The sequence below is a fragment of the Thalassolituus hydrocarboniclasticus genome, from assembly GCF_025345565.1.
Taxonomy (GTDB): domain Bacteria; phylum Pseudomonadota; class Gammaproteobacteria; order Pseudomonadales; family Oceanobacteraceae; genus Venatoribacter; species Venatoribacter hydrocarboniclasticus.
In genome coordinates, this window is the sequence record NZ_CP054475.1 from 2,380,937 (window position 1) to 2,407,622 (window position 26,686).

Below are 26,686 nucleotides of genomic sequence, written 5' to 3' on the forward strand. Positions count from 1 at the left end.
TTAAGCCCCCTGTCCTTTCAATTGAGTCAGCAGCTTGCCGAACGCCATATCGCCAACCCAGAATTTCACCAGATTATCGACACCGCGACTGGTCAGAGTCGCACCGGACAGACCATCAACCTGGTTCAGGTTGCCTTCGGCCGCACTGCCTTTCACAACGGTGATAGCCAGTTCGCCTTTGGCGTTATGCAGTTTTTTACCAATCCACATGCCTTTCCATTTTGGATTGTCGACTTCACCGCCCAGACCAGGAGTTTCTGCGTGAGCGTAGAAACCGAGACCAGCGATGGTTTCCATATCGCCCTCAAGAGCGATAAAGCCATACAGGGTCGACCACAGACCGTAGCCATGAACCGGCAGAACCAGAGTTTCGATCGCGCCGTCTTTCTCAATCATGTAAACCGCAGCGAACTTTTCCAGACGCTTGATGCTGGCCTTGTCTTCTGCACCAGACAGCTTGCGCGACAGCGCAGGCAGTTTGGAAGACTTACGCTGATCGAAATTTTCCGGATTCAGGTTAGCGGCACGGATCTCATCCAGTTCAGCGTCAGTCGCAAAACGACCGGCTTCCAGATTCACAATACGGGTTGTGACCTGTTTGAACTGCTCTGCAACGGGAACATCAGCCTGATACAGGCCAGCCGCCTGCAGTACTGCTGCTTTCTTGTCGTTAGCTTTGTTTTCATTCTGCTTCTGACGCAGTCCGACCGCAGCACCGGCTACGATAACGGAACACACCAGACACAGCAGAATGGCGACCAGCAGGGTCTTCTGAATGCTGTCATTATTGGCTGACACGGGCAGTCCTCCGCTTAATATTTGCCTGAACCACGAAGTGGTCAATCAAAGGTGCAAACAGGTTGGCAAACAGAATCGCCAGCATCATGCCTTCCGGGAATGCCGGGTTAACCACACGGATCATCACCACCATAAAGCCGATCAGGGCACCAAAGAACCACTTACCTTTATTGGTCATAGAAGCCGATACCGGGTCGGTCGCCATAAAGATCATACCGAAGGCAAAACCACCCAGAACCAGATGCCAGTACCATGGCAGCGCAAACATCGGGTTGGTATCAGAACCAACAGCGTTCAGCAGCAGCGTGGTAGCAACCATACCGATCATCACACCGGCCACGATACGCGCAGAGGCAATACCCATCACCAGCAGAACAGCACCACCAATGAAAATCGCCAGTGTACTGGTTTCACCCATAGAGCCCTGAATCGTACCGATGAAGGCATCCATCCAGCTGACGCCGTTGTCGATGATGCTCTGCACACCACCTTCGGCAGCGTTACTCAGAGCGGTCGCACCGCTGAAACCATCGGCTGCAGTCCATACCGCGTTACCGGACATGTTGGCCGGGTAGGCAAAGAACAGGAAAGCACGACCAGTCAGCGCCGGGTTCAGGAAGTTTTTACCGGTACCACCGAAAATTTCCTTACCAATCACCACACCAAAGGTAATACCCAGTGCAACCTGCCACAGCGGAATGCTTGGCGGCAGCGTCAGGGCAAAGAGTACGGAAGTTACGAAGAAACCTTCGTTCACTTCATGGCGGCGAATAGTGGCAAACAGCACTTCCCAGAAGCCACCCACAATAAAGGTAACGGCATACACAGGAAGGAAGTAGGCAGCACCAAAGACAAAGTTGTCCCAGATACTGGCGGCGTTATGAGCGCTGCCACCCAGCAGGGCGATCAGCATTTCACGCCAGCCTTCAATCGCAGTACCGGTTCCGGCTGCCAGAGCTTCGTTAGCCTGCAGACCGATGTTGTACATACCAAAGAACATGGCCGGGAAAGTACACAACCACACAGTGATCATGATGCGCTTCAGGTCGATACCATCACGCACGTGAGCCGTGTTGTTGGTCACGTTTGGTGGTGAATAAAGACCAGTGTCTACCGCTTCATACAGCGGATACATTTTTTCAAACTTGCCACCCTTTTCAAACTTGGGTGCCAGGCTGTCGAGCATACTACGCAAGCCCATGATTAACCCTCCGCCTGAATTCGGGTGAGATTTTTCCGCAGAATCGGACCGTATTCATATTTGCCCGGGCAAACAAAGCTGCACAGAGCCAGGTCTTCTTCATCCAGTTCCAGAGCGCCCAGATTGATGGCGGTATCCATATCTTCAACGATCAGCGCACGCAGCAGCTGGGTTGGCAGGATATCCAGCGGCATGATTTTCTCATACGCGCCCACCGGTACCATTGCACGCTCAGAACCATTGGTCGTGGTGGTGAAGGCAAAGGTTTTCTTCAGCAGTTTGGACAGGTAGATAGGCATTACCGAGAAGCGGTTAGCACCCGGAGTCAGGTAATGCAGCATCGGACGTTCACGCCCTTCGCGCAGTACAGAAACCTGATTGTGGTAACGACCCAGGAACTGGCTTTCGCCAGTGGCGGTACGGCCACCAAATACAGAACCGGAAATAAGGCGGTTCTCGCCATCGGCCAGCTCACCTTCAGTCAGCTGTGCCAGGCTGGCACCGACCTGAGTGCGGACCAGACGTGGTTGCTTAACCTGAGGACCGGCCAGAGAGATTACACGGTCAGTAAACAGTTTACCGGTGGTAAACAGCTGGCCCACAGCAATCACATCCTGGTAACCAATGCTCCACACCACACGCTCTGCACTCACGGCAAACAGGGTATGAATATGAGTACCGGTCAGACCAGCCGGATGCGGACCAGCAAATTCTTCAGTGGTTTCAACACCAGCAGTCGGGATATTGGCTCCCGGCGCCTTGCAGACAAACAACGGACCTTCGGTCAGTTGCTTCAGCACGGTCAGACCGTTTTTAAAGGCTTCAGCCTGCTCGTTGATAAAGAGTTCCGGATTCGCCGCCAGCGGATTGGTATCCATGGCATTGACGAAAATCGCCTGTGCACGGGAGCCCGGCGCCGGAACTCGGGAAAACGGACGGGTACGCAGTGCCGTCCACAGTCCGGAATTCACCAGATTAGCCTGAACATCATCAGCAGACAGCGACGACAGTTGCTGCGGCGCATAACTCTGGAAGGTTTCTTCATCCGTGCCATCGACATCGATGACAATGGACTGGAATACCCGACGCTCACCACGGTTAATGGCTTTCACCACACCGGCAGCAGGAGCTGTGTACTGAACACCTTCGGTTTTTTTATCGGTGAATAACACCTGGCCTTTCTTGACTCGATCACCTTCCTGTACGGCCATCGTTGGTTTCATACCAACGTAATCTGCTCCGAGTACAGCTACTTGCGTAACGGCACGCCCTGCAGAAATGACTTGTTCAGGAGTTCCGGTGATTGGTAAGTCGAGACCCTTCCTGATATTGATCATACGCCTCGCCTAATCACTGTTGCTTCCAAGGTCATTGCTTCCGGCGTGCAACAAAAGACGCACAACACTCCCTCTCATCAAGATTGCGGTACGTTCAGATGCTTTTTGCACAGGAAACAAGTACTTGGACTCATTTTCCAAGTTAAAAATCGCGCTAAGTATAATGACCGCTAACGGATTAATCCACCGGTCATCCCGGCAATTGACTACCCCTTTTGGCTTATTCGTACCAGCAGCCCAAAACTGGTTAAAGCTTAGCCAATAAGCCAATAAAAAAAAGCCGCTGCAGAGGCAGCGGCTTTTTTATGGAGCATTTAACATCCAATCCGGCTAAAGCTGGCTTACACCACTTTAGGGAAAGTCGGATACTCAACGCCACACACCTGCTGAGCAATACGCACAACCTGACGGCTGTAGCCGTACTCGTTGTCGTACCACACATACAGGTTAACGTGGTTACCGTTAACGATGGTTGCTTTGGCATCCACGATACCGGCATGGCTGTTACCCACGAAGTCGGTAGATACCACTTCAGGAGAGTTCACCCAGTCGATCTGTTTCTGCACTGCAGAGTGCAGAGACTGTTCACGCAGGTAGTTGTTCAGCTCTTCGACCGTGGTTTCTTTCTTCAGGTTCAGAGACAGAATCGCCATAGAAACGTTTGGCGTCGGAACACGGATAGCATTACCGGTCAGCTTGCCTTTCAGGGCAGGCAGCGCCTTGGCAACGGCTTTCGCAGCGCCGGTTTCGGTAATAACCATGTTCAGTGGTGCAGAACGGCCACGACGGTCACCGCTGTGGTAGTTGTCGATCAGGTTCTGGTCATTGGTGTAGGAGTGAACGGTTTCAACGTGACCGCTGTTGATGCCATAAGCATCATCCATCACTTTCAGTACCGGAGTAATGGCATTGGTGGTACAGGAAGCAGCAGACAGAATTTTGTCAGACTCTTCGATATCACCGTGGTTAATGCCGTATACGATGTTTTTCAGATCGCCTTTACCAGGTGCAGTCAGCAGTACACGGGCAGTACCTTTAGCCTGCAGATGCTGAGCCAGGCCAGCTTCGTCACGCCATACACCAGTGTTATCGATAACCAGCGCGTTTTTGATGCCGTACTGGGTGTAATCGATTTCAGCCGGGTTGCCAGCGTAAATGATTTTGATGAAGTTACCGTTGGCGATCAGCGCTTCGTTTTCTGCATCCACGGTCAGGGTGCCACGGAAAGTACCGTGTACAGAATCACGACGCAGCAGAGAAGCACGCTTCACCAGGTCATCGCCTTTACCGCGACGAACAACAATAGCGCGCAGACGCAGACCACGGCCGCCACCGGATTTTTCAATCAGGATACGGGCCAGCAGACGACCGATACGGCCAAAACCGTACAGAACCACATCACGGTTCTCTCCATCCGGCAGATCTTTGCCGATCACATCAGCCAGTTCGTCCTGCAGGAAGGTATTCAGATCACGGCCATTGCCTTCAGCGCGGAATTTAACCGCCAGCTTGCCGATATCGACATGGGCACGGCCCACATCCAGTTCGCTCAGCGCAGCCAGAACCGGGAAAGTGTCGTGTACAGACAGTTCCTGCTTTTCCATATGACGCACAAAACGGTGCGCTTTCAGCAGATCGATAACAGAACGGTTAATAACAGGACGTCCATAGATGGAAGTCACAACGTTCTTCTTGCGGTACATAGTACCAACCAGAGGAATCATAGATTCGGCGATGGCTTCACGGTCCATCCAGTCCTGCAAACAGGCTTCGCGCATGTCTTGGCTCACGGGTTCACCTTCCGTAAAAATCAGTGGGCAAATTCGGGGCGCATATTATGCCTGTATGTCAGACAATGCACAAACCTGAGCGCATTTCGCGGCGGCGACCATTATGCAGAGGTTCCTTAACAGCCCCCTGCCCTTTGGTTACACTAGCGCGCTTATTTTCTGACTGCCTGAGGAACCTGAATGGTCAGCCCATTCCATCCGGAACTGCCCGCCAAAGCTGCCGAACGGCGCTTCTGGGGAAATCTGCATGGCGCCAGCCAGGCTCTGGCCATTGCCAGTGCAGCCAGCCAGCAACAGGGGCTGACGCTGGTGATCAGTGCCGATCCGGCCAGTGCGTTACGGCTGGAAGAAGAAATCCGCTTTTTTGCCAGCGACCTGACCGTACTGCATTTCCCCGACTGGGAAATTCTGCCGTACGATGTGTTCTCGCCGCATCAGGACATCGTCTCCCAGCGGATCGCCACCTTAAGCCGCCTGCACGACCTGACACAGGGCGTGCTGATTCTGCCGGTCACTACCCTGCTGCACCGTCTGCCGCCGGCCAGCTTTTATCAGGGCCAGAGTTTTGCACTAGATATTGGCCAGACCTTTAATGTCGACAACACCCGCCTGCAACTTGAGTCGGCCGGTTACCATTGTGTCGACACCGTTTACGAGCATGGCGAATTTGCCGTACGCGGTTCGATTATCGACATCTTTCCGATGGGTCAGGACACCCCCTTCCGCATCGAATTATTCGATGACGAGATCGAAACCCTGCGTACCTTCGATCCGGAAACCCAGCGCACACTGGATAAAGTGGAGTCCATCCGCATTCTGCCGGCGCGTGAATTTCCGCTGAATACCGGTGCCATCCGCACCTTTAAAACCCGCTGGTTTGATTTTTTTGAGCACGACCCGAAAGCCTGCCCGGTGTACACCGACGTTTCTCAGGGCATTGCGCCGGCCGGTATCGAATATTATCTGCCGCTGTTTTTCAGTGAGGACCTGGCCAGCTTTCTCGACTATTTGCCACGTAAAACCCTGGTGATTCACGATGCCCGGCTCGAGCAGGCAACCAACCAGTTCCGTAAAGACGCCGAACAGCGCTACGAAAGCCGCCGCTACGACCGCCTGCGTCCGGTACTGTCACCGTCACAATTGTTTTTATCCGCCGAGCAGTTATTTTCCGGTCTGAACGAATTCCCGCGTATTCAGTGGCAGGCCGATGCACCTCCGGAACGCGCCGGCAGCCAGCACTTTAATACGCAGGTGTTAAGCGACATCAGCGTCGATTCCCGTCTTGAGCAACCGCTGCAGCGCCTGCAGACCTGGCTGACAGACAACAAAGATCAGCGCGTGCTGTTCTGCGCCGAATCTGCCGGTCGCCGTGAAGCATTAAAAGAATTACTCGGCCGCATTCAGCTGCGGCCGAAAGATCAGGACGGCTGGACTGACTTTATTACCGGCAGCGAGCCGCTGGGATTAATTGTTGGCCCGCTTGATGATGGCGTCACCGTCAGCGACGGCCAGCAAACGCTGAGCATCATTACCGAAAATCAGTTATTCGGTCAGCGCATCCGCCAGACCCGCCGCCGCAGTAAACAGAAAACCGATTCTGAACTGGTGATCCGCGATCTGTCAGAGCTGCAACCCGGCGCGCCGGTGGTGCACCTCGATCACGGCGTTGGTCGCTATCAGGGCTTACAGACACTGGAAGCCGGCGGTCAGGTGAATGAATTTCTGGTGCTGGAATACGCCGGTAACGCCAAACTGTACGTGCCGGTTTCTGCCCTGCATTTAATTGCCCGCTACGGTGGCGCCGAACAGGGTGCGGCACCTCTGAATAAACTCGGCACCGATAAATGGGCGCAGGCGAAACGTAAAGCCGCCGAAAAAATCCGCGATACTGCCGCCGAACTGCTGGATATTTATGCCCGCCGTGAAGCGCGTAAGGGCTTCGCCTTCAGCGGCCCGGATGAAGAGTACGAGCGTTTTTCCGCCGGTTTCCCGTTTGAGGAAACCCCGGATCAGCAGGCCGCCATCGATGCCGTCATTAACGATATGTGCTCGCCACGCCCCATGGACCGTCTGGTCTGTGGTGACGTTGGTTTTGGTAAAACCGAAGTCGCCATGCGCGCAGCTTTTATGGCGGTGCAGAGCGACAAACAGGTGGCTGTGTTAGTGCCCACCACCCTGCTGGCGCAGCAGCATTATCAGAATTTTGCCGACCGCTTTGCCGAATGGCCGGTGAAGGTCGACGTACTGTCGCGCTTTAATTCCGCCAAAGAAACCCAGGCTGCCCTCGACCGTATGCTCGAAGGCAAAACCGATATTGTTGTCGGCACCCATAAACTGCTGCAGAAAGATGTGAAATTCGATCATCTGGGCCTGCTGATTATCGACGAAGAACACCGCTTTGGTGTGCAGCAGAAAGAGCGCATTAAAGCCCTGCGTGCCGAAGTAGATATTCTGACCCTCACCGCCACGCCGATTCCGCGTACATTAAATATGGCCATGGCCAGCATCCGCGATTTGTCCATTATCGCCACACCGCCGGCCAAGCGCTTAAGCGTAAAAACCTTTGTGCGCCAGCATGACGAACCGACCATTAAAGAAGCGGTTCTGCGTGAAATTCTGCGCGGCGGTCAAGTGTATTACCTGCACAACGAAGTTAAAAGCATCGAGAAAACCGCCCGCGAATTAAGCGAAGCCATTCCCGAAGCACGCGTGGTGGTCGCACACGGCCAGATGTCCGAACGCGAGCTGGAACGGGTGATGGGCGATTTTTATCACAAGCGCTTTAACGTGCTGGTGTGTACCACCATTATTGAAACCGGTATCGACGTGCCGTCGGCCAACACCATTATTATTGAGCGCGCCGATAAATTCGGCCTTGCCCAGCTGCACCAGCTGCGTGGCCGCGTCGGTCGTTCGCACCATCAGGCCTACGCTTACCTGCTGACTCCGCCGCCGAAAACCCTGACCAAAGACGCCGAAAAACGCCTCGAAGCCATTTCGGCCGCGCAGGATCTGGGCGCCGGCTTTATGCTCGCCACCCACGATCTGGAAATCCGCGGCGCCGGTGAGCTGCTCGGTGAAGAACAGAGCGGCCAGATCGAAACCATCGGTTTTACCCTGTATATGGAAATGCTGGAACAGGCCGTAAAAGCCATGAAATCCGGTAAAACCCCATCCGCGGATCTGTCACTGAATCAGGGCGCGGAAGTAAATCTGCACATTCCGGCACTGATTCCGCAGGATTATCTGCCCGACGTTAACAGCCGCCTGACACTGTACAAGCGCATTGCCAGCGCGCGCGACGACAATGAGCTGAAAGAACTGCAGGTAGAAATGATCGACCGTTTCGGCCTGTTGCCGGATGCCGTCAAAAACCTGTTCCGTCAGACCTCATTAAAACTGAAACTGACCCCCCTCGGTATTGCCAAGCTGGATGCCGGCGAGCAAAGTGGCCGCATTGAATTTGCCGCCGAAACCAATATCAACCCTTTCGTACTGGTAAAACTGGTGCAAAGCAAATCCGGCACCTTCAAACTCGAAGGTGGTCATACCTTGCGTTTCAACCTCAACATGACCAGTATCGATCAGCGCTTTAACCAGATCGATCTGGTATTAACCGAATTACAAAAGGACCCTAATCTGTGAGCCAGCTGTTTTGCCGTGCCTTTCTGCTTCTGTGCTCTGTTGCCCTGCCCTTATCGGCCAGTGCCGCGCCCTGGTATCGTGTAGAAATGATCCTGGTCGCCTACGAAGACGAAAGCCTGATTGATCAGGAACTCTGGCCTGAAGTGCTGGAAACCAGCGCCAGCGAGGACAATGAATCCGGCAGTTTACAGACCGAAGCGGATACGGCACCCGACTACACCTGGTGGCTGAGTCCGGCCCGCTACCAGCAACTGCATAATGCATTATTTGCAGGCTTTGGTTTTGCCCGCATCCCGAAAGCGGAATGGCCTGCCCCTTTGCAGCCATTGGCCGAACTGAAAATGGCCAATGAAGCCGAACGCATTAATAAGCGCAGTGATATGAAAGTGATCTGGCATCAGGCCTGGGTGGAACCCATTCAGGAAGAAGGCCAGGCGATCCGCCACAACCTGAATGTACGCCTGCAGGACAAACTGGATATTCAGCTGACCGGTAGCTTTGAGCTGCACCGCAGCCGTTACCTGCATATCAATACCGATTTACAGGTACAGCAATACGAAATCCACGAACCGGCCGAACTGAGTGCGCTGACCTTACCCGCCAGCGATAACCGCGCCGATTACCGCAGCGATCTGCTGGCCCAGACGGATATGGAAGCGTCCATGGCGGTTGATTTACCAGCCCCTATCCGCGCCGCACGGGTACAACAGAGCCGCCGTATGCGCAGTAACGAGCTGCACTACATTGATCACCCGATGCTCGGCATTGTGCTGAAAATTATTCCCGTTGAACGTGCAGAAGACCTTTAAGCCGACCATGAAAATCCGCTCCTTTATCGCTTGCAGCCTGGATGGTTTTATTGCCCGGCCGGATGGTGCACTCGACTGGCTGGAAAATCCGGCCTTTACCATCGCAGAAGAAGATTTCGGCTATGCGCAATTTATGGCCGGCACCAGCTGTCTGGTAATGGGGCGTAATACGTTCGAAAAAGTCCTCACCTTTGGTGAATGGCCCTATGAGGGCACACGCGTGATTGTGCTCAGCCAATCGCTTAAAACCCTGCCGGAAACACACCGGGATAAAGCAGAATTAAGTGCCGAGTCACCACTGACCTTAACCGAGCGTCTGCAGCGCGAAGGCGAAGACTCACTCTATATTGATGGCGGCCGCCTGATTCAGTCGTTTCTGCGCACCGGATTGCTCAACGAGCTGATCGTGACCCGTGTTCCGCTGCTGCTGGGCCGCGGGATTCCGTTATTCGGCGAACTGAACGGTGATATCCTGCTACACCTGCTTGCCAATAAAAGCTACGCCAATGGTTTTGTGCAGAGTCATTACCGTATCGGTTGAGGCCCACTGATATAAGAAATACCAAATAAAAAAGCCCGGAAATTCCGGGCTTTTTTGTCTATCGGCTTCAGCAAAAAGGTTATTTAAACCCGCTTCAGCGTCGCCGCCAGCAAATCACGCACCTGCTGCATACCGCCACTTAATACTGCGCGGATTTCATCCATGGTAATTTCGCCTTCGCTTTTACCGGCCGCGGGGTTAACCACCAGACAGATACTCGCATAAGGAATACCCAGTTCACGCGCCAGAGCGGCTTCCGGCATACCGGTCATTCCCACCAGATCACAACCGTCTTTTTCCAGTCGGTTAATCTCAGCGATGGTTTCCAGACGCGGGCCCTGAGTCGCAGCGTACACGCCAAAATCACACACCGGCAAAGCAATATCGGCGGCGGCAGAAATTAAAGCCTGACGCAGATTTTCATCGTAGGGATGCGTCAGGTCGATATGATCCAGCGGACGGAATTCACCATCAAAAAAGGTACCCTCACGCCCCCAGGTGTAATCAACCACCTGATGCGGAACCGAAATTGCACCGGATTGCATGGCCGGATGAATACCACCGACAGCATTTACCGCAATAATAGCCTCTGCCCCCTGCTCCTGCAGCGCCAGTAAATTTGCACGGTAATTAATTTTATGCGGCGGTACAGCATGCGGGTGTCCGTGGCGCGCTAAAAACAGTACGGTTTTATCATTCCAGCGACCTTCCTGAACCGCTGATGAAGGCTGACCCAGCGCCGTGCTCACATCATGGCTGGCGGTAATTTCCGGACCTTCGAGTTGGGTTAAACCGGTGCCACCAATAATGGCTATTTTGTTAATGCTCATATCATTCCAACGTTTTCAGACGGCGTTTTTAAAGGCACCGTTATTCATTATTCAGCGCAGCTTTTCCAGCTGCAGCAAGATCGCCGAGCGGCGTTCGGCCAGCATGTTCTCTGAAATATCACCTGCTGCTCCCTGCAACCCGCCTACCGAACCCTGTAGCTCTTCCGAGGTCCCTTGCAATCCGGTAAGGCTCAGCGTCTGCCAGCCCGGCTGTTGTAATTGTTCACGTACAGTAAGGATGACTTGCTGCGCGGCCGGGCGGTCATTACACACCAGCAGCGCATTGGCACCGGCACGCATGGCACAGCCGGCACGTTCGGCGTAACTGCCAACACTGGCCGCACCGGCCATGGATAAATCATCACTGAAAATCACACCATTAAACTGCAGCTCGGTGCGCAGAATATTCTGCAGCCAGTGCGCAGAAAAACCGGCGGTATTGTCACTGTCGACCGCCGGATAAATCACGTGGGCGGGCATAATACCGCTTAACAGCCCCATCGACATCAGCACATGAAAAGGCTCGATATCGTTATTCAGTTCAATGCGCGAACGAGTGTCCACCGGCAGCGCCAGATGCGAGTCTGCGGCAATGGCACCGTGACCGGGAAAATGCTTGCCTACCGCCAGCATGCCGGCCTCATTCATACCACGCACAAAGGCGGAAGCCAGCGCAATAACGGTCGCTGCATCATGAGCAAAGGCACGATCGCCAATCACCTGCGACACATCGGTTTCAATATCCAGCACCGGCGCAAAGCTCAGATGCACCCCCTGCTGACGCAGCTCGGCGGCCATCAGCCAGCCCAGTTCATGGGCCAGGGTCAGCGCTTCTGTGCTGTTGTGCTGATATTCTTTTTCCAGAGCCAGCATTGGCGGCAGACGGGTAAAGCCTTCACGGAAACGCTGTACGCGACCGCCTTCCTGATCCACGCACAATAATAAATCCGGGCGCAGGCTGAGAATATCGCCGGTCAGAGCCTTTAACTGCTGTGGCGACTGATAATTACGCGCGAAAAAAATTAACCCGCAGATTTCCGGCTGCAATAAAAATTCACGGTCGGCAGCGGTTAATTCTGTACCTTCAATATCGGCAACCACACCGATACGCTGGTTCAGATTCTGTATTACAGATTGCGGCATGGAATCCTCGAAAAACTGTGTGGCTGAATCCACACCGGCGTACCGGCACTGACCAGTTCAAATAATTCAGCAATATCACTGTTACGCATACGGATACAGCCATGAGACAGTGGCTGGCCCATAGGTTCAGAATCCGGCGTGCCATGGATATAAATATAACGGCGCATGGAATCGACATTGCCCATACGGTTGACGCCGACTTCCAGTCCCTGCAGCCAAAGAATGCGGGTTAAAATCCAGTCGCGCTGTGGTTGCTGTAGCGCCAGTTCAGGCGAATACATTTCACCGGTCGGGCGCCGGCCAACGAATACGGTGTTCAGTGGCAAACCGGCACCAATAGCCGCACGGACACGGTGCCAGCCACGGGGGGTACAACCGGAATTTTCCTGCTCACCGGCACCATTAAGCGCCGTGGAAACCGGATACAGGTGGCAGATACCGGCGCTCGACACGCGCAGTACCTGATCGGCAATAGAAACTTCTATTAATGTTTGCGGTAACGCAGATTGCGCAGCCGTGGGCGCCATAGCAAAGGCCTGTTGGTAAAAAGCGAAAAACGGAAAGCCCGGCTCCGCTCAACCAGCCTGATGCGGAGCGTTAAGACCGGATGCGAGGAAAGGTATCAATTTATCAACAACCTGCGCAATATCCGATCCCTTACCCAGATCGTGTTCTGCCATCGCCGTCAGTGAATCGGCCCCCGACAACGTAAACACCGTCGCCCCCAGCATAAAGTGAATACGCCAGAAACGGTCTTCATCGGAAAGCTCAGGCGTCGCCGCCGTCACCAGACGCATAAAGGCTTTAAACACCGGACCGTATTCTTTCTGCAGAAAACGGCGTAAATGCCCCTGCCCCTGGGTGTAAGCCAGCCCCAGCAGACGCATAAAGATCCCCAGACGACGCGGACTGTCATGCCCGGCACGCAGCGCCGTCTGCGACAGCAGCATTAATATGCCGGGTAATTCCGGCACCTTGCCATCCAGCCGCGCCTGTACGGCGTCCAGCTCACGCTCCAGATCTTCGCAGAATGGCGTCAGGAAACGGGCAAACACCGCCTGAATCAACGCTTTCTTAGAGCCAAAATGATAATTCACCGCCGCCAGATTCACTCCGGCCTTGGTGGTGATATTCCGCAATGAGGTCTCGGCAAAGCCACGCTCCGAAAACAACTCCTCTGCCGCATTCAGGATACTTTTAACCGTATCTTTCTGTGCCATAACCCTGCATCTGCCCTATCACGCTGTCGCGGCTTTATTGCCATCGCCGACAGTACAAAACAACTGTTTCAAACATACGTTTAAAACGAGATTTAGGCAACCCCATATACGGCCAAAGGCTAAAAGCCTCATACCATCATCCGGGCCGGTGCAGCAGCAATGCATCCACAGCAATCCACAGACCTCTGACAACAGGGGTTTACACTGGATAAAATACTGTATACATTTACACCATACTGTATGGATCAACAGACTGGATAAGCATCATGATCAAGCTCACGGCACGACAACAGCAGGTTCTGGATTTCATCCGCTCCTCACTGGAAGATACAGGGTTTCCGCCCACCCGCGCCGAAATCGCTGCCGAGCTGGGCTTTAAATCGCCTAACGCCGCAGAGGAACACTTGAAGGCGCTGGCACGTAAAGGTGCGATTGAGATTATGCCCGGCGCTTCCCGCGGCCTGCGCATTGTTGAAGAGCAGAACCCGGGTCTGCCGATCGTTGGCCGTGTAGCCGCCGGTGAGCCCATCCTGGCTCAGGAACACATCGCCGATTACTGCGAGATTCCACCCAGCTTCTTCCGCCCTTCTGCCGACTTCCTGCTGGAAGTTCATGGCGACAGCATGAAGAACATCGGCATTCTCGACGGCGACTACATTGCGGTGCACAAGGCCGAAACCGCCCGTAATGGCGAAATCATTGTTGCCCGCGTCGATAACGAAGTAACGGTCAAGCGCTACGAGAAGAAGCGTAATCAGGTGATTCTGCACCCGGAAAATGACGACTTTAAGCCGATTGAAGTTGATCTGCGGGAAACGGAATTTGCCGTTGAAGGTTTATACGTCGGCGTTGTACGCCGCAGCTAACAGCAACTGTTCACAGGTTCGGGGTGATTGTTATGCGTCAGTTATTACTCGGAATGGAAGAAGCCGGCTTATCTCTCAGCAGCCAGCAACCAGGCAGGATGGCCAGAGTCAGCACCAGTGCGCTGCGCGGCAGTCTGACCGAGGTCATCGTCAGTGAAGGCGGTGCCATTCAGCCCATGCATTTGTTGCCGATGCTGGCACAGTGCAATGCGCACAAGCGCTGGCTGATGTGGCTGAGCCCGCACCGTCCGATGAATAAAAGCTGGCTGGAAAGCATGGGCCTGCAGCATTCGCCGGTGATTCATCTCGATCTGTGCAATGACACCCAACTGGCCCTGTGCAGCAAAGTTCTGGCGGCCGGCAACAGCCATATGATTGTTGAATGGCAGGGAGAACTGAGCAACCACGAACGGCAGATCATCCGCCAGCAGGCCGACCAGAGCGGCAGCCATGTGGTGCTGATTCAGCGCCGTCCCTGAAGTGCAGCAAACGACGAACACAAAAAAGCCCTGATTTTTATCAGGGCTTTTTTGTGTTTTCAGCACAATTTCATACGCACAACGGTGGGCGATTCAATACCGCCAGACACCATTCAGTGCAGTCGCTGCTGATACTCAGGGGTGTCAAAGTCTTCGCGCTCAACTTCCATACCGGAAAGCTCGCCGACTTTACGCACTCCGGCTTCCAGCATCACCCGCGCAACATCCATATGATGCGCCTGCAGGCTGGCCTTGGCATCTTCGGAAAAATGAATACACACCAGTGCATCGCTGTCCTGATCGTCAGCACGACGCAGGGCGATATCACCATTGGAAAGTTCTACGATTTCAAAAAAGCGCGCCATAACCGCCTCTCAAAACTGGGCGCGGGAGTGTATCACAGGATGTTTTCAATAGCTTGAACGACACACAGAACCGTTAGTAATAAAAAGTAAACGGCTCTGCATAAATGCACTCAGCAAGGCATCAGCTTTCCTGACGATTGGCGCGCTGAGCTTCAATCAGGCGGGTCAGATCCTGCAGCCAACCGGCAACCGGCGACTGCTGCGTCGCCACCAGCGCAATTCTGCCCGGAGCCTCAACCGTCTGCACCGCCGCTGCCGGCTGATTCATTCCGGCCGGACGTCCCTGAGCATCTGCCGCCGCCAGCATCTGCGCCAGCCAGGAAAAGCCGTTCTCCGCCAGATGCTTAAGCTCGCGCATTTCGCCGGTGATCAGCGGCGTATTCTGCAGCAGTGATTCCAGAGAGCTGACAGGCTGACGATACGCCACCATATCCCCCAACTCTGCCAGATAAGACAGCCAGGCATCGCGCAGCTGATACAGTGCACTCTCTTCCAGAGCCTGCTGCAAAGCAGGCGCAGCCGACTGCAGCGCTGCCAGCTGCTCCAGCAATAAACGGCACTGATAGAGTTTCTGATTGGTAAAGCCAATCCACTGCGACATAGCCTGCTCCGGCGGAAGGTTGAGATTAAAAGTCGATGGTCAGACCGAAGTGAGCACCATCGCCCAGCTCGTAACGCTCGTTAATGTCTTCGATACGAATGCTGTTATAGCGGTAACCGGCATAAATACGCGCGGTCGGCAGCAGGCTGAACTGCAGACGGATATCGCTGTTGATCATATTTTCAGCATCACCGAATGACACAACCGGCGGCGCGTAATAGGCATAACCTGCCAGACCAACATCCGGTGCTGCCGGGAAGCTGTAGCGGAAAAAGCCTCCCACCCCCATAGCCGCACCATCAAAGTGATCGGTATTAAACGCAAAAACCTTGGCACCCACGCCAATGTACAGATGACTGGTTGATGGACGTACATCCACCACATGCAGACCGGCAGAAACCATATCACCGTCATCTTCATGGTGCAGAGCCGCCAGGCTGACATGCAGGCCGGAGCCCATCTGGGTGGCGTCGTAAGCAACGCGGGCGACATCATCGGCCAGACTGATATCCAGCGAACCACCCGCCTGTACCAGTGTCGGCAAAACCAGAGCACCAGCCGTCAGAATTCCCTGAGCGGTCATACGCAACATTTTCATAGCATTCCCCAATGATCAGATCACAGTACCGGCTGCTGCGCGGATTACCCGTCACTGTTCTCCCACAAAGAGAGCAACAGACAGCAGCTGATTTTTATTTGCCGGCATAATAGCAGTGCGGCGGCAGTGGTTAAACCACGGCCGCCGCGACTAAGACCAGTAAAAGTCCCTGTTAACGCATTAAATCGAGCAACAGTTTGTTCAGCCGCGCGACGTATTCTGCCGGTTGCTTTAACTGGCTGCCTTCTGCCAATTGCGCCTGGGCATGAATCACCTGCGCTAACTCGGCAAAGCGGCTTTCATCCTGCTCGCTGTCGAGACGTTCGATCAGCGGATGCGACGGATTAATTTCCAGGGCCGTTTCAGGTTCAGGCACCGCCTGCCCCGCGGCTTCCATCAGCCGGCGCATATGGCCACCCATATCGTACTGGCCAACCACCAGACAGGCCGGTGAATCGGTCAGGCGTGAGCTGACTCGGACGGTTTTCACTTCACCTTCGAGGGCTTTCTGCACGCGTTCAACCAGATCTTTATGGGTTTCTTCCAGCGCTTTTTGCTGCTCTTTTTCCGCAGCATCCGCCAGTTCATCCAGATCCAGTTCGCCTTTGGTAACGTCCTGGAAAACTTTGCCGTCGAAATCGGTCAGGTGGCCAACCATCCACTCGTCAACACGGTCGGTGAGCAGCAGCACTTCAACACCCTTAGTGCGGAAATATTCCAGATGCGGGCTGCTGGACACCGCGGCATAGTTGTCGCCGGTGATGTAGTAAATCTTTTTCTGACCTTCACGCATGCGCGCAACATAGTCTTCCAGACCGACATTCTGTACGGCACTGTCACTCTTGGTGGTGGCAAAGCGGAACAGTTTGGCAATTTTTTCACGGTTGGCGAAATCTTCTGCCGGGCCTTCTTTCAGCACATCACCGAATTCATCCCAGAAGCTCTGGTATTTTTCCGGCTCATTTTTCGCCAGTTTTTCCAGTGAATCGAGTACCCGTTTAACCAGCGCGCTGCGCAGGCTGTCGACCTGTTTGTCTTTCTGCAGAATTTCGCGGGAAACGTTCAGCGACAGGTCGTTGGAATCCAACACACCTTTCACAAAGCGCAGGTACAGCGGCAGGAACTGCTCAGCGTCATCCATAATAAAGACACGCTGCACGTACAGTTTCAGACCACGGGTCGCATCGCGGTTCCAGATATCGAACGGCGCCTTGGCCGGGATATACAGCAGACTGGTGTAATCCAGTTTGCCTTCCACACGGTTGTGCAACCACAGCAGCGGGTCGTTCCAATCGTGGGAAACGTGCTTGTAAAACTCTTTATATTCGTCATCGCTCAGGTCGGACTTACTGCGGGTCCACAGCGCCTTGGCCTGGTTAACCGCTTCCGGAATCTGTTTTTTCTCGCCGTCAGCATCATCTTCACTGACTTCCTGCGGCAGATACACAGGCACAGCGATATGATCTGAATATTTTTTAATCAGCGAACGCAGACGGAAGCTGTCGGCAAATTCTGCATCGTCTTCTTTCAGGTGCAGGGTAATGCGGGTACCGCGTTCCGCTTTGTCGATGCTTTCCAGGGTAAATTCACCCTCACCGGCCGATTCCCAGCACACGCCTTCAGACGCATCATCACCGGCACGACGGGTTTCAACCGTGACTTTATCGGCGACAATAAAGGCCGAATAAAAGCCAACACCAAACTGGCCAATCAGTTGCGAATCTTTTTTCTGATCGCCGCTCAGTTTGCTGAGGAATTCGGCCGTACCGGATTTAGCGATGGTGCCGAGGTGGTTAATCACCTCTTCACGGTTCATACCGATACCATTGTCTTCGATGGTCAGGGTACGGGCTTCGCTGTCGAAATCGATATGCACGCCCAGATCTGCATTACCTTCAAACAGAGCATCGTTCTGCAGGGCTTCAAAGCGCAGCTTGTCGCAGGCGTCTGAAGCGTTGGAAATCAACTCACGCAGAAAAATCTCTTTGTTGGAATACAAAGAGTGAATCATCAGATGCAGCAGTTGTTTAACTTCGGTTTTAAAACCCAAGGTTTCTTTGCTGGCTGCGGTCATGTTCGTCTCCTTTACAACGCGCCATAAAAAACAGTGTTGTTTAAATGGGGACGCCGCAACGCTTTTCAAGCGCCGGAATACACTTACGCAAATTGGCCAGTCGCTGCGGCAGCGCTTCATCGTCGGCAAGCTCAGTTACAATGGCGACCGAATCAATGCCACTGGCCATGACCTGAGCAATATTCGCTGTTGTAATCCCGCCGATACAGGTCAGCCGATGATCGGTAAAACGTTCAACCCACAGGGCTAAGGTTTCCGTGCCCAAAGGCTGGTAACGCAACACTTTCGACAGCGGCGTAAACACCGGGCCAAAGGCGATATAAGACGGATTCACCCCGCGCGCCCGGGCAATCTCCCAGTCACTGTGGGTGCTGATGCCCAGTGCGATACCCGCTTCTGCCAGCGCCTGCAGATCCGCCGTTAACAGATCTTCCTGCCCCAGATGCACACCAAAAGCCCCCAACTCCAGCGCCAGCTGCCAGTCGTCGTTGATAAACAAAGGTACTGCAGATTCTGCAGCATAATAAATGGCCTCAGCGGTCTGAGCTTTATGCTCTGCCCCCGGCGATTTAACCCGCCATTGCAGACTGTCGATACCCAGCGCCAGCAGACGCTTAAGATGCGGCAGACTGTCCACCAGCCCATACAGCCCCAGAGGCTGCGGCAAGCGCGGAAAATGCACAGCGGATGCCCGCTGTTGCACAGGAACCACCTGCGGCCAGTCTTCGGCCAGCGACTCATTCAGCGGGCGCGCCCAGGCATTGTGGTAACCATTGGCGCGCTCACTGGCCGAACGGATCGCCAGGCGTACCGCCGCCACCGCTCTGCTCAGGGCATCATACAGCGTATAGCCCTGCGCCAGACCGCAGGCAATGGCACTGGCCAGATGACAGCCGGTGCCGTGTACCTTGAGCGGTAAGCGCCGGTGGCGGAAAACAAACGCCCGCAATAAATCCGGGCCCGGCAGCTGATCACCGAAAGCAGATCCTGATGCCGACGAGGGAGCCGCAAAGAACGCATCCTGAATCCATTCGTCAGATTCAGCACTGCCAGCCCGAGCGCTGTCGCCGCCGGTAATCAGCAGATGATTAACGCCCAGTACCTGCAGTGCGGCGGAGATGTCTGCGCAATGGCCTAGCTCGTAATCGCTTGGCTCGTAATCGTTTTGTACAGCGCCGCCATCATCCTGCGGCTGCAATAACGTCAGCAGCGCCTGTGCTTCTGCCAGATTAGGCGTCAGTACATCAACCCGCTGCAGCAGGGCCTGCAATGCGTCTTTCGGCCAGTTGGCCTGGGGGAAACCACCCTGCGATGCCGACAGCACCGGGTCCCAGATTACTGGCCCGGAATATTCCTGCAGTTTTTCCAGCAACCAGGGCAGCAGCAGATTGCCCGGTGGCAGCCAGCCGATTTTAATCGCCTGCGGCCAGCCATCGGCTTTCAGGCTCTGCCATTGCTGCTCCAGCATTGCCCGCGACAGCACCTCAACGGCCTGCACGCCCTGACTGTTCTGCGCGGTTATGGCACAGATCAGCGTGGCACAATCGGTATCCAGCGCCCGCGCCATGGTTAAATCCGCCTGACTGCCGGCGCCAGCACTGCAGTCGGAGGCGGCAATGCTCCAGATTTTTGCCCGGTTCACCGGGCCTGAACAGAGGCTCATACTCCGCCTCCGGTCTGATGCCAGAACGGCAGCCCCAGCGTCGGCGTGGAAGGCGATGCCTGATCACGCTCGCACATCAGACCAGCGCGATAGGCAGCCCGGCCGCCATCCACCGCCTGCTTAAACGCCGCTGCCATCGCTGCCGGATCATGGGCACGCGCCACCGCTGTGTTGAGCAGTACCGCATCAAAGCCCATTTCCAGCGCCGCCATCGCCTGAGAGGGTTTGCCCAGTCCGGCATCCACCACCAATACCGCCTGTGGCAGACGTTCGCGCAGGGTTTTCAGCTGATAAGGATTCATCAGCCCTTTGCCAGTACCGATCGGTGCACCCCAGGGCATCACCGCCGCACAGCCCAGCTCCAGCAGGGTCTGGCACAATACCAGATCGTCGGTGCAGTACGGCAGCACATTAAAGCCCTGCGCCACCAGCTCGCGCGCCGCTTCCACCAGCTGCAGCGGATGCGGCTGCAGGCTGTAGTCGTCACCGATAACTTCGAGCTTGATCCAGTCGGTGACAAACAGCTCACGCGCCATCTGCGCCAGCAGAATCGCTTCACGGGCACTGTGACAACCGGCGGTATTGGGCAGCAGTTTTGCCCCGGTACTGGCCAGTTGCTGATGCAGCAGATGCCAGTGACCATGTTCACTCACCTGCTCCTGTACCTGAGCAGCACTCTGGCGGCGCAGCGATACGGTAACAAATCCGGGGGTTGCCGCGGCAATGGCATCACCCATCACCTGTGGTGACGGGTACAGGGAGGAGCCCAGCCACAAACGGCTGCCGATGGTTTCACCGGCAATCTGCAGCACGTCGGCACCAGCGTCAGGTGCAACATTATTTTCTGTATTCATATCCTTCTCCAGAACCCCGCTCAGCCACCGGTAATAGCACCGAGAATGTCGATGCAGTCATCTTCGTTAAGGCCGGTCGTGGCATAGAGCGCTGCACTGACGATCTGCTGGTTCACGGCAACAATAAAATTGCCACTCACAGCAGCATCCTCCGGCCGTATTTGCAGATAGCCAAGCTGTTGCAGCAATTGCTGCAGGCTAAGCCCTGCGCTGACCGGCAGATCACACGACTCGCCATTAATAATCAGGCGCATGCTTCACCTCCGAAGGCGATGGCTTGTGAGGGGATGGACTTTGAGGGGGCGGACTGCCCGGTTGGCGCAGGCTCCAGCCCCAGCACCAGACCATGCTGCTGTTGCAGGCGCTGCAGCAGCGCTGGCGCCAGCAGATAACCGTGACGGAACAGGCCGTTAATGCTGAGCACCCCATCATCCTGAGCAAGGATCTGCGGACGATGATCGGCCAGTGCCGGGCGTAAATTGACGTCGAAGTTCAGAATCCGCGCTTCGGCCAGCGCCGGACTGAGGCAATACAACGCACTGAGCATTTCCAGCGCCGAGCGCACGCTGACCGGCGAGCGGTCTTCGCTTTCGATTTCGGTAGCACCCAGTACATAGCGGTGACGCCCTTTCGGTACCAGATAGAGGTGATAACGCGGATGCAGCAACCGTATCGGCCGCGAAATCTGCACCTCCTGGCTTTCAATCCACAACACCTCACCGCGTACGCCACGCAGCTGTGGCAAGGCGGCTTTGGCGCCCAATCCACGACAATCAAGCTTAATGGCGGCGTAAGGCGGTAAATCGTTCAGCGCTGTTGAAAAATAAAAGCGCGCGCCAAAACTGCGCGCTGCTTTGTGCAGGGCCGGTAATAACGCACGGTTATCGACCCAGGCTTCGTGGCGCAGCCAGAAACCTTCGGCCAGTTGCGGATTCAGCGCAGGCTCAAGGTCCTGCAACCGCGCCTGATTCAGACGCTGAATGGCGGCTTCGTTTTCACGGCCGTCATCGGCGGGATTCCATAAACCGCCCTGACGCAGATCCTGAGCAAACTGCGTAAGCTCGGCCTGATCCGCCGGATGGGCCACCACCAGACTGCCGCTCTGACCATAGTGCACGGCAATACCACTGTCGGCGTGCAACTCCGGTAATAACTGCGGCCACAGCTGCAACGACTGCAGGCCCAGCGCAAAGACTTCCGGATGCGCCAGCGAGCGCTCGCTGTAAGGCGCGACCATCGCCGCGGCGGTATGCGCAGCACTGGCGGGCTGGTCTTCGGCGGCGGCCTCATAGACCTCCACCTGAAAGCCCTGACGGGCCAGACGCCACGCCAGCAAGCTGCCCATCAGGCCCGCGCCGGCAATACAAACCCGACGCTGCTCGCTCATGCTTCGGCCTCCTGATAGAGCGCACTGCCGCTGGCGCGGAATTCTGCGGCTTTTTCAGCCATGCCCTGCTGCGCTTCTTCGTACTGTGGCACGCCTTCGCTTTGCGGCGCGTCTTCCGCCTCCTGGGCCGAAGCAAAATCGCGCACTTCCTGCGAGATTTTCATCGAGCAGAATTTTGGCCCGCACATAGAACAGAAATGCGCCAGCTTATGGCCTTCTTTCGGCAGGGTTTCATCGTGGTAACTGCGTGCCGTATCAGGATCAAGGGCCAGGTTGAACTGATCCTGCCAGCGGAATTCAAAACGCGCCTTCGACATCGCATCATCGTGCAGCTGCGCGCCCGGATGCCCCTTGGCTAAGTCAGCGGCATGAGCAGCAATTTTGTAGGTAATTAAGCCCTGTTTAACATCCTCTTTATTGGGCAGGCCCAAATGCTCTTTCGGCGTGACGTAACACAGCATGGCGCAGCCATACCAGCCAATTAATGCCGCGCCGATGCCTGAGGTAATATGGTCGTAGCCCGGTGCAATATCGGTGGTCAGCGGTCCTAAGGTATAAAACGGCGCTTCGTCACAATGCTCGAGCTGCATCTCCATATTTTCTTTAATTAAATGCATCGGCACATGGCCCGGACCTTCAATAAAGGTCTGCACATCGTGCTTCCAGGCGATTTTGGTTAATTCCCCCAGAGTTTTTAATTCGGCAAACTGCGCTTCGTCATTGGCATCGGCAATGGAGCCGGGACGCAGACCATCGCCGAGGGAGAAGCAGACATCGTAGGCTTTCATAATGTCGCAGATATCTTCGAAATGGGTGTAGAGAAAACTCTCTTTATGATGCGCCAGACACCATTTCGCCATAATCGAACCACCACGGCTGACAATACCCGTCACCCGTTTGGCGGTCAGCGGCACATGCGCCAGACGCACACCGGCGTGAATAGTAAAATAATCCACGCCCTGCTCGGCCTGCTCAATTAAGGTATCGCGGAATAATTCCCAGGTCAGGTCTTCGGCCACGCCGTTGCATTTTTCCAGCGCCTGATACAAAGGCACGGTACCAATAGGCACCGGTGAATTACGGATAATCCATTCGCGGGTTTCGTGAATATGATCGCCGGTGGATAAATCCATCACGGTATCGGCGCCCCAGCGGGTGGCCCAGACCATCTTTTCCACTTCTTCTTCGATGGACGACGTAACTGCCGAATTGCCGATATTAGCATTGACCTTGGTGCGGAAATTACGGCCGATAATCATCGGCTCGGTTTCCGGGTGGTTAATATTATTGGGAATCACCGCCCGGCCACGGGCAATTTCTGAGCGAACAAATTCCGGGGTAATTTCCGCCGGAATCGACGCACCGAAACTCATACCCGGATGCTGGCTTTTTTGTGCCTCATCCAGCTGTGCCCGGCTTAATGCCAGATTTTCGCGGATGGCCACATACTCCATTTCCGGGGTGATAATGCCCTGTCGTGCATAATGCAGCTGGGTGACATTTTTGCCGGGTAATGCCCGGCGCGGACGACGCTTAAGTTCAAAACGCAGTTTTTCCAGCGTCAGGTTCATATCGCGGATACGCGCATATTCGGAGCTGAAACCGGCAAGCTCCTCAGTATCGGCCCGTTCATTAATCCAGTTCTGACGCAGCGCTTGCAGACCTTTGCGCACATCAATATTCACGGCCGGGTCGGTGTAAGGGCCGGAAGTATCGTATACCCGCACCGGCGCATTGGCTTCGGTTTTACCATTAGCCAGCTGTGTATCGGACAGCGCAATTTCGCGCAGTGCAACCTGTAAATCGGCACGGCTGCCTTGCACATAGAATTTGCTGGACGCCGGAAATGGCTGCAGAGAGAGTTCGTCAACACGCATCTGTTCGCTTAACGATGTATGCGCTGAATTGTTTTTGCCCATGCTCAATACCTTTTTAGCCGTCGCAGACGACGGAAGAAAAATAACGGCAGGCAGCGAAGAAAAGAAAAAGATGATCACAGGCAGCAGTAAAATACTGACAGCCCACACCGTAAACGGTGACTGACCGGGGTTTAAGAAATCGGCGACAGCCGCGAAAAACCCGCTTTTCTGTTCCCTACGCTGGCACTAACCAGATCAGGTTCAACGGGATCCGCAAACACATTGCGATCTCAACCTCTTTGATGTTTCAGCACGCTGAACATCCTGAGGCACCCCGACAGAATCGGCACAGAGTGTACGGCAGAGAAGACTACGCGGACAAGACACCCGGCGGGTTATTTATGCAAAACATCCGCGCCGGGCAGGCATCAACGGCGGTCAGAAAAGCCGCCGTAAGAAAAACAGCCGGACATTAACGCGCCAACAGAAAATGCGCGCGGGCCGTGGCAATCGGGCTGGTGCGCTCAGTCTGCCAGGCGGTAATGGCGACGTTGGCGACACGCGAGCCCTGACGCCAGACCTGACATTCAGCAAAGGTATCCTGATGACGTCCGGCACGCAGATAATCGAGGGAGAAATCGATCATTTTCGGTAAGGCGGCAGTATCCATAGTCATCATCAGATGCAGTGACGCCGCCAGCTCCATAAAGCCGCCGATCACGCCGCCATGAATGGCCGGTAAAATCGGATTGCCGATATTGTCTTCGTTAGCCGGCAGATGAAACAGCACATCCTGACCAAAACGCTGAAATTTCAGACCAATTAAATTGGCATAGGGAATACCATCCACCAGCGGCTGGAAATCACCACTCTGCTGCGCCTGTTGCAGCACGGTTTCAAAACTCATTGTGCAGCTCCTGCAGCCGTTACATCATCGCCCTGCTCGATACGGGCACGGAATTCCGGTGGGGTCATATTCTCACCGATACGCATAAAAGTAGCAGCGCACTTGGCCACCAGGTCGCGCTCTTCGCCCTGAAATACCTCACACTCGGTAAAGACCACCGAGCTGGCGATACGCGTTACCCGTGCTTCGGCAAACAGATCGCGGTTTGGTGTTGCCGCTTTCATATAATCCATACGCAGATCCAGTGTCGGGCACAACTCGAAACCCGGCAGCGAGGAGAACACCGCCGTACCACAGGCGGTATCCATCAGCGTGGTCAGGCTGCCGCCGTGCACAGTGCCGGTGACCGGGTTGCCCACAATCTGTTCACTGTATGGCAGGCGCATAACCAGTACATTGTCCTGCGCGCTTTCAACCGTCAGCCCCAGTACCTGACAATGACGCAGGGTGGCAACGAAACGCTCGGCCCGTGTTTTAACCGATAAGCTCATAAGATCTCCGCTGAGGGTGATTGTGATAGCCAGACAGGCACAGCACGACTGTGTGAATTCTATCAGGAAATGGCCTGACCGGCGCAAAGGGCGCCCGTTATACCGGAAAGCTGGATTTTGGCAATGATCGCTTTGCCCGATTCTGTTAACAGAATTGCTCAAAACAGACATAAGAACTGAACGTTTTTCCCACCACGCTATAAGACAAACAAGCGCCCTGTGCTATGGTTTGACGCCTGAGAATGTCCCGGATACACACCCGAATCAGCCCTTAACAAGGATCTGCCCTTAAAAGGGACCTGCCTTTAAAAGTGAGACGCTATGAATTTTGACGATTACCTGCAGCAGGTTAGTCAGCAGGATACGCTGGAAATCCACCCCAGCTGGGGTCAGGGCCGCACCACCTTTGGCGGCCTGTCGGCGGCATTGATCCTGCACCGCATAGAACAGGGTCTGGATGACGGCCAGGTGCTGCGTTCACTGAATGTCAGTTTTTGCGGCCCGCTCAATACCGCTGAATCCTTTACCCTCAGCAGCCAAAGCATCCGCGTTGGTAAATCCGTTGCTCACTATCAGGGCCAGACCGTACAGCAGGATCAGGTAACCACGCTGGTTAATGCCTGCTTTGGGCGTGAGCGGGAATCCGACATAGAGGTTAAGCTGCCACCTGTCAGCTGTGGCACGCCAGGATCAGGTCAGGCCATGCCCTTTATCAAAGGCATAACTCCGGAGTTTACCCAGCATATTAACTTCACCTATGTGGAAGGCGGCCTACCCTTCACCAACAGCAAACACAATGTTATCCGTGGCTGGATGCGCTTTAACGATGGCGAACGCGCGCTGAGCAATGCCCATCTGGTCGCCCTGATCGATGCCTGGCCGCCAACGCTGCTGCAAAAACTGAAAAGCCCGGCGCCCTGTGCCAGCGTAACCTGGAGCATCGAGATGGTGACGCCGTTAAGCCAGCTGCCGCAGTTACCGGGCGGCAGCGACTGGCTCTGGTACGAGGCGGACATCCGTCAGGCGCACGATGGTTATGGCCACACAGAAGCGCGGATCTACACCGCCGACGGTGTATTGCTGGCACTCAGCCGTCAGCTGGTGGTGGTTTACGATAAACGCTGAGGACGTTCTTACTGTAGCCTGATACCTTCGTCTGACTATCAGGCTGCAACAGCAGTTTCTTCCCTCTATTCCTTCCGATTAGTTGCTCAATAAGCAGCGGGCA

The 26,686-nt window shown here is 54.9% G+C and carries 25 protein-coding genes and 1 riboswitch; of the genes, 6 read left to right on the plus strand and 19 right to left on the minus strand.

Annotation, left to right across the window (positions count from 1 at the left end; genetic code table 11):
• From HUF19_RS10525 to HUF19_RS10540, 4 genes are all read right to left on the minus strand, one after another.
• Positions 1-798, minus strand: a complete 798-nt coding sequence (locus HUF19_RS10525) for a Na(+)-translocating NADH-quinone reductase subunit C (RefSeq protein WP_260996614.1) — start codon at positions 796-798, stop codon at positions 1-3.
• On the minus strand, positions 785-1,999 hold the full coding sequence (locus HUF19_RS10530; protein ID WP_260996615.1) for an NADH:ubiquinone reductase (Na(+)-transporting) subunit B: 1,215 nt from the start codon (positions 1,997-1,999) through the stop codon (positions 785-787). Before HUF19_RS10530 ends, HUF19_RS10525 begins: the two co-directional genes overlap by 14 nt.
• A gap of 2 nt (positions 2,000-2,001) precedes the next feature.
• Positions 2,002-3,336, minus strand: coding sequence for a Na(+)-translocating NADH-quinone reductase subunit A (locus HUF19_RS10535; protein WP_260996616.1), 1,335 nt, complete (start codon positions 3,334-3,336; stop codon positions 2,002-2,004).
• 341 nt (positions 3,337-3,677) lie between these two features.
• The gene (locus HUF19_RS10540; RefSeq protein ID WP_230331415.1) at positions 3,678-5,126 is read right to left on the minus strand and encodes a glyceraldehyde-3-phosphate dehydrogenase; all 1,449 of its coding nucleotides are present in this window, start codon (positions 5,124-5,126) and stop codon (positions 3,678-3,680) included.
• A 180-nt stretch (positions 5,127-5,306) separates the two neighbouring features.
• On the opposite strand from HUF19_RS10540, the gene mfd reads away from it, so the two are divergent.
• The 3 genes from mfd to HUF19_RS10555 are packed head-to-tail and all read left to right on the plus strand — an operon-like array spanning position 5,307 to position 10,121.
• Entirely contained in the window at positions 5,307-8,771 is a 3,465-nt protein-coding gene (gene mfd / locus HUF19_RS10545; RefSeq protein ID WP_260996617.1) for a transcription-repair coupling factor, read from the plus strand.
• Complete coding sequence (locus HUF19_RS10550) at positions 8,768-9,580, plus strand: peptidoglycan binding protein CsiV (RefSeq protein ID WP_260996618.1); 813 nt, start codon at positions 8,768-8,770, stop codon at positions 9,578-9,580. Before mfd ends, HUF19_RS10550 begins: the two co-directional genes overlap by 4 nt.
• A 7-nt stretch (positions 9,581-9,587) precedes the next feature.
• Positions 9,588-10,121 (plus strand): dihydrofolate reductase family protein, encoded by a 534-nt coding sequence (locus HUF19_RS10555; RefSeq protein ID WP_260996619.1) that lies wholly within the window; start codon positions 9,588-9,590, stop codon positions 10,119-10,121.
• Between the two features lie 83 nt (positions 10,122-10,204).
• Here HUF19_RS10555 and HUF19_RS10560 read toward each other — a convergent pair whose 3' ends face one another.
• From HUF19_RS10560 to HUF19_RS10575, 4 genes are read right to left on the minus strand one after another with little or no spacing between them, the layout of a single operon-like run.
• Positions 10,205-10,951: an S-methyl-5'-thioinosine phosphorylase gene (locus HUF19_RS10560; RefSeq protein WP_260996620.1), complete on the minus strand. Its 747-nt coding sequence runs from the start codon at positions 10,949-10,951 to the stop codon at positions 10,205-10,207.
• A 51-nt stretch (positions 10,952-11,002) separates the two neighbouring features.
• A complete protein-coding gene (nagZ, locus tag HUF19_RS10565; protein WP_260996621.1) occupies positions 11,003-12,094 on the minus strand; it encodes a beta-N-acetylhexosaminidase in 1,092 nt (363 codons plus the stop codon).
• Positions 12,079-12,621 (minus strand): L,D-transpeptidase, encoded by a 543-nt coding sequence (locus HUF19_RS10570; RefSeq protein WP_260996622.1) that lies wholly within the window; start codon positions 12,619-12,621, stop codon positions 12,079-12,081. The genes nagZ and HUF19_RS10570 overlap by 16 nt, the downstream gene beginning before the upstream one ends.
• 48 nt (positions 12,622-12,669) lie before the next feature.
• Entirely contained in the window at positions 12,670-13,314 is a 645-nt protein-coding gene (locus HUF19_RS10575) for a TetR/AcrR family transcriptional regulator (RefSeq protein WP_145470433.1), read from the minus strand.
• Positions 13,315-13,580: 266 nt separating this feature from the next.
• On the opposite strand from HUF19_RS10575, the gene lexA reads away from it, so the two are divergent.
• Together lexA and HUF19_RS10585 are read left to right on the plus strand one after the other, a co-directional pair.
• On the plus strand, positions 13,581-14,180 hold the full coding sequence (gene lexA, locus HUF19_RS10580) for a transcriptional repressor LexA (RefSeq protein ID WP_260996623.1): 600 nt from the start codon (positions 13,581-13,583) through the stop codon (positions 14,178-14,180).
• Positions 14,181-14,212: 32 nt separating this feature from the next.
• Positions 14,213-14,659: a cell division inhibitor SulA gene (locus HUF19_RS10585; protein ID WP_260996624.1), complete on the plus strand. Its 447-nt coding sequence runs from the start codon at positions 14,213-14,215 to the stop codon at positions 14,657-14,659.
• Positions 14,660-14,772: 113 nt separating this feature from the next.
• On the opposite strand, the gene HUF19_RS10590 is transcribed toward HUF19_RS10585, so the two are convergent.
• From HUF19_RS10590 to HUF19_RS10640, 11 genes are all read right to left on the minus strand, one after another.
• Positions 14,773-15,024, minus strand: coding sequence for a hypothetical protein (locus HUF19_RS10590; RefSeq protein ID WP_145470427.1), 252 nt, complete (start codon positions 15,022-15,024; stop codon positions 14,773-14,775).
• Positions 15,025-15,145: 121 nt separating this feature from the next.
• Complete coding sequence (locus HUF19_RS10595; protein WP_260996625.1) at positions 15,146-15,625, minus strand: DUF6586 family protein; 480 nt, start codon at positions 15,623-15,625, stop codon at positions 15,146-15,148.
• A 25-nt stretch (positions 15,626-15,650) separates the two neighbouring features.
• Positions 15,651-16,223 (minus strand): YfaZ family protein, encoded by a 573-nt coding sequence (locus HUF19_RS10600; RefSeq protein ID WP_260996626.1) that lies wholly within the window; start codon positions 16,221-16,223, stop codon positions 15,651-15,653.
• A 172-nt stretch (positions 16,224-16,395) separates the two neighbouring features.
• Complete coding sequence (htpG, locus tag HUF19_RS10605) at positions 16,396-18,297, minus strand: molecular chaperone HtpG (RefSeq protein ID WP_260996627.1); 1,902 nt, start codon at positions 18,295-18,297, stop codon at positions 16,396-16,398.
• 40 nt (positions 18,298-18,337) lie between these two features.
• Positions 18,338-19,960 carry a bifunctional hydroxymethylpyrimidine kinase/phosphomethylpyrimidine kinase gene (locus HUF19_RS10610; RefSeq protein ID WP_260996628.1) on the minus strand — a complete coding sequence of 541 codons (1,623 nt, stop codon included), beginning with the start codon at positions 19,958-19,960 and terminating at the stop codon, positions 18,338-18,340.
• Positions 19,957-20,814, minus strand: a complete 858-nt coding sequence (locus HUF19_RS10615) for a thiazole synthase (protein WP_260996629.1) — start codon at positions 20,812-20,814, stop codon at positions 19,957-19,959. Before HUF19_RS10615 ends, HUF19_RS10610 begins: the two co-directional genes overlap by 4 nt.
• Positions 20,815-20,834: 20 nt before the next feature.
• Positions 20,835-21,068 carry a MoaD/ThiS family protein gene (gene thiS / locus HUF19_RS10620; protein ID WP_260996630.1) on the minus strand — a complete coding sequence of 78 codons (234 nt, stop codon included), beginning with the start codon at positions 21,066-21,068 and terminating at the stop codon, positions 20,835-20,837.
• A complete protein-coding gene (locus HUF19_RS10625; protein WP_260996631.1) occupies positions 21,059-22,201 on the minus strand; it encodes an FAD-binding oxidoreductase in 1,143 nt (380 codons plus the stop codon). The genes thiS and HUF19_RS10625 overlap by 10 nt, the downstream gene beginning before the upstream one ends.
• Entirely contained in the window at positions 22,198-24,120 is a 1,923-nt protein-coding gene (thiC, locus tag HUF19_RS10630) for a phosphomethylpyrimidine synthase ThiC (protein ID WP_270049416.1), read from the minus strand. The genes HUF19_RS10625 and thiC overlap by 4 nt, the downstream gene beginning before the upstream one ends.
• Before the next feature lie 155 nt (positions 24,121-24,275).
• A riboswitch (TPP riboswitch) is annotated at positions 24,276-24,407 on the minus strand.
• A gap of 125 nt (positions 24,408-24,532) precedes the next feature.
• Complete coding sequence (locus HUF19_RS10635) at positions 24,533-24,967, minus strand: PaaI family thioesterase (protein WP_230331426.1); 435 nt, start codon at positions 24,965-24,967, stop codon at positions 24,533-24,535.
• On the minus strand, positions 24,964-25,458 hold the full coding sequence (locus HUF19_RS10640; RefSeq protein WP_260996632.1) for a PaaI family thioesterase: 495 nt from the start codon (positions 25,456-25,458) through the stop codon (positions 24,964-24,966). Before HUF19_RS10640 ends, HUF19_RS10635 begins: the two co-directional genes overlap by 4 nt.
• A 321-nt stretch (positions 25,459-25,779) precedes the next feature.
• Between HUF19_RS10640 and HUF19_RS10645 the strand changes: the two genes are divergently transcribed.
• On the plus strand, positions 25,780-26,583 hold the full coding sequence (locus HUF19_RS10645) for an acyl-CoA thioesterase (protein WP_260996633.1): 804 nt from the start codon (positions 25,780-25,782) through the stop codon (positions 26,581-26,583).
• Positions 26,584-26,686 lie beyond the last annotated feature (103 nt).

Excerpts from the sequence above, each read along its gene's own strand:
- HUF19_RS10590 (WP_145470427.1), bottom strand. The coding sequence starts at position 15,024 with ATGGCGCGCTTTTTTGAAATCGTAGAACTTTCCAATGGTGATATCGCC.
- HUF19_RS10530 (WP_260996615.1), bottom strand. The coding sequence starts at position 1,999 with ATGGGCTTGCGTAGTATGCTCGACAGCCTGGCACCCAAGTTTGAAAAG.
- HUF19_RS10555 (WP_260996619.1), top strand. The coding sequence starts at position 9,588 with ATGAAAATCCGCTCCTTTATCGCTTGCAGCCTGGATGGTTTTATTGCC.
- HUF19_RS10535 (WP_260996616.1), bottom strand. The coding sequence starts at position 3,336 with ATGATCAATATCAGGAAGGGTCTCGACTTACCAATCACCGGAACTCCT.
- HUF19_RS10570 (WP_260996622.1), bottom strand. The coding sequence starts at position 12,621 with ATGGCGCCCACGGCTGCGCAATCTGCGTTACCGCAAACATTAATAGAA.
- thiS (WP_260996630.1), bottom strand. The coding sequence starts at position 21,068 with ATGCGCCTGATTATTAATGGCGAGTCGTGTGATCTGCCGGTCAGCGCA.
- HUF19_RS10640 (WP_260996632.1), bottom strand. The coding sequence starts at position 25,458 with ATGAGCTTATCGGTTAAAACACGGGCCGAGCGTTTCGTTGCCACCCTG.
- HUF19_RS10585 (WP_260996624.1), top strand. The coding sequence starts at position 14,213 with ATGCGTCAGTTATTACTCGGAATGGAAGAAGCCGGCTTATCTCTCAGC.
- HUF19_RS10595 (WP_260996625.1), bottom strand. The coding sequence starts at position 15,625 with ATGTCGCAGTGGATTGGCTTTACCAATCAGAAACTCTATCAGTGCCGT.
- HUF19_RS10635 (WP_230331426.1), bottom strand. The coding sequence starts at position 24,967 with ATGAGTTTTGAAACCGTGCTGCAACAGGCGCAGCAGAGTGGTGATTTC.
- mfd (WP_260996617.1), top strand. The coding sequence starts at position 5,307 with ATGGTCAGCCCATTCCATCCGGAACTGCCCGCCAAAGCTGCCGAACGG.
- HUF19_RS10615 (WP_260996629.1), bottom strand. The coding sequence starts at position 20,814 with ATGAATACAGAAAATAATGTTGCACCTGACGCTGGTGCCGACGTGCTG.
- HUF19_RS10625 (WP_260996631.1), bottom strand. The coding sequence starts at position 22,201 with ATGAGCGAGCAGCGTCGGGTTTGTATTGCCGGCGCGGGCCTGATGGGC.
- HUF19_RS10600 (WP_260996626.1), bottom strand. The coding sequence starts at position 16,223 with ATGAAAATGTTGCGTATGACCGCTCAGGGAATTCTGACGGCTGGTGCT.
- thiC (WP_270049416.1), bottom strand. The coding sequence starts at position 24,120 with ATGGGCAAAAACAATTCAGCGCATACATCGTTAAGCGAACAGATGCGT.
- HUF19_RS10575 (WP_145470433.1), bottom strand. The coding sequence starts at position 13,314 with ATGGCACAGAAAGATACGGTTAAAAGTATCCTGAATGCGGCAGAGGAG.
- HUF19_RS10610 (WP_260996628.1), bottom strand. The coding sequence starts at position 19,960 with ATGAGCCTCTGTTCAGGCCCGGTGAACCGGGCAAAAATCTGGAGCATT.
- htpG (WP_260996627.1), bottom strand. The coding sequence starts at position 18,297 with ATGACCGCAGCCAGCAAAGAAACCTTGGGTTTTAAAACCGAAGTTAAA.
- HUF19_RS10560 (WP_260996620.1), bottom strand. The coding sequence starts at position 10,951 with ATGAGCATTAACAAAATAGCCATTATTGGTGGCACCGGTTTAACCCAA.
- HUF19_RS10645 (WP_260996633.1), top strand. The coding sequence starts at position 25,780 with ATGAATTTTGACGATTACCTGCAGCAGGTTAGTCAGCAGGATACGCTG.
- lexA (WP_260996623.1), top strand. The coding sequence starts at position 13,581 with ATGATCAAGCTCACGGCACGACAACAGCAGGTTCTGGATTTCATCCGC.
- nagZ (WP_260996621.1), bottom strand. The coding sequence starts at position 12,094 with ATGCCGCAATCTGTAATACAGAATCTGAACCAGCGTATCGGTGTGGTT.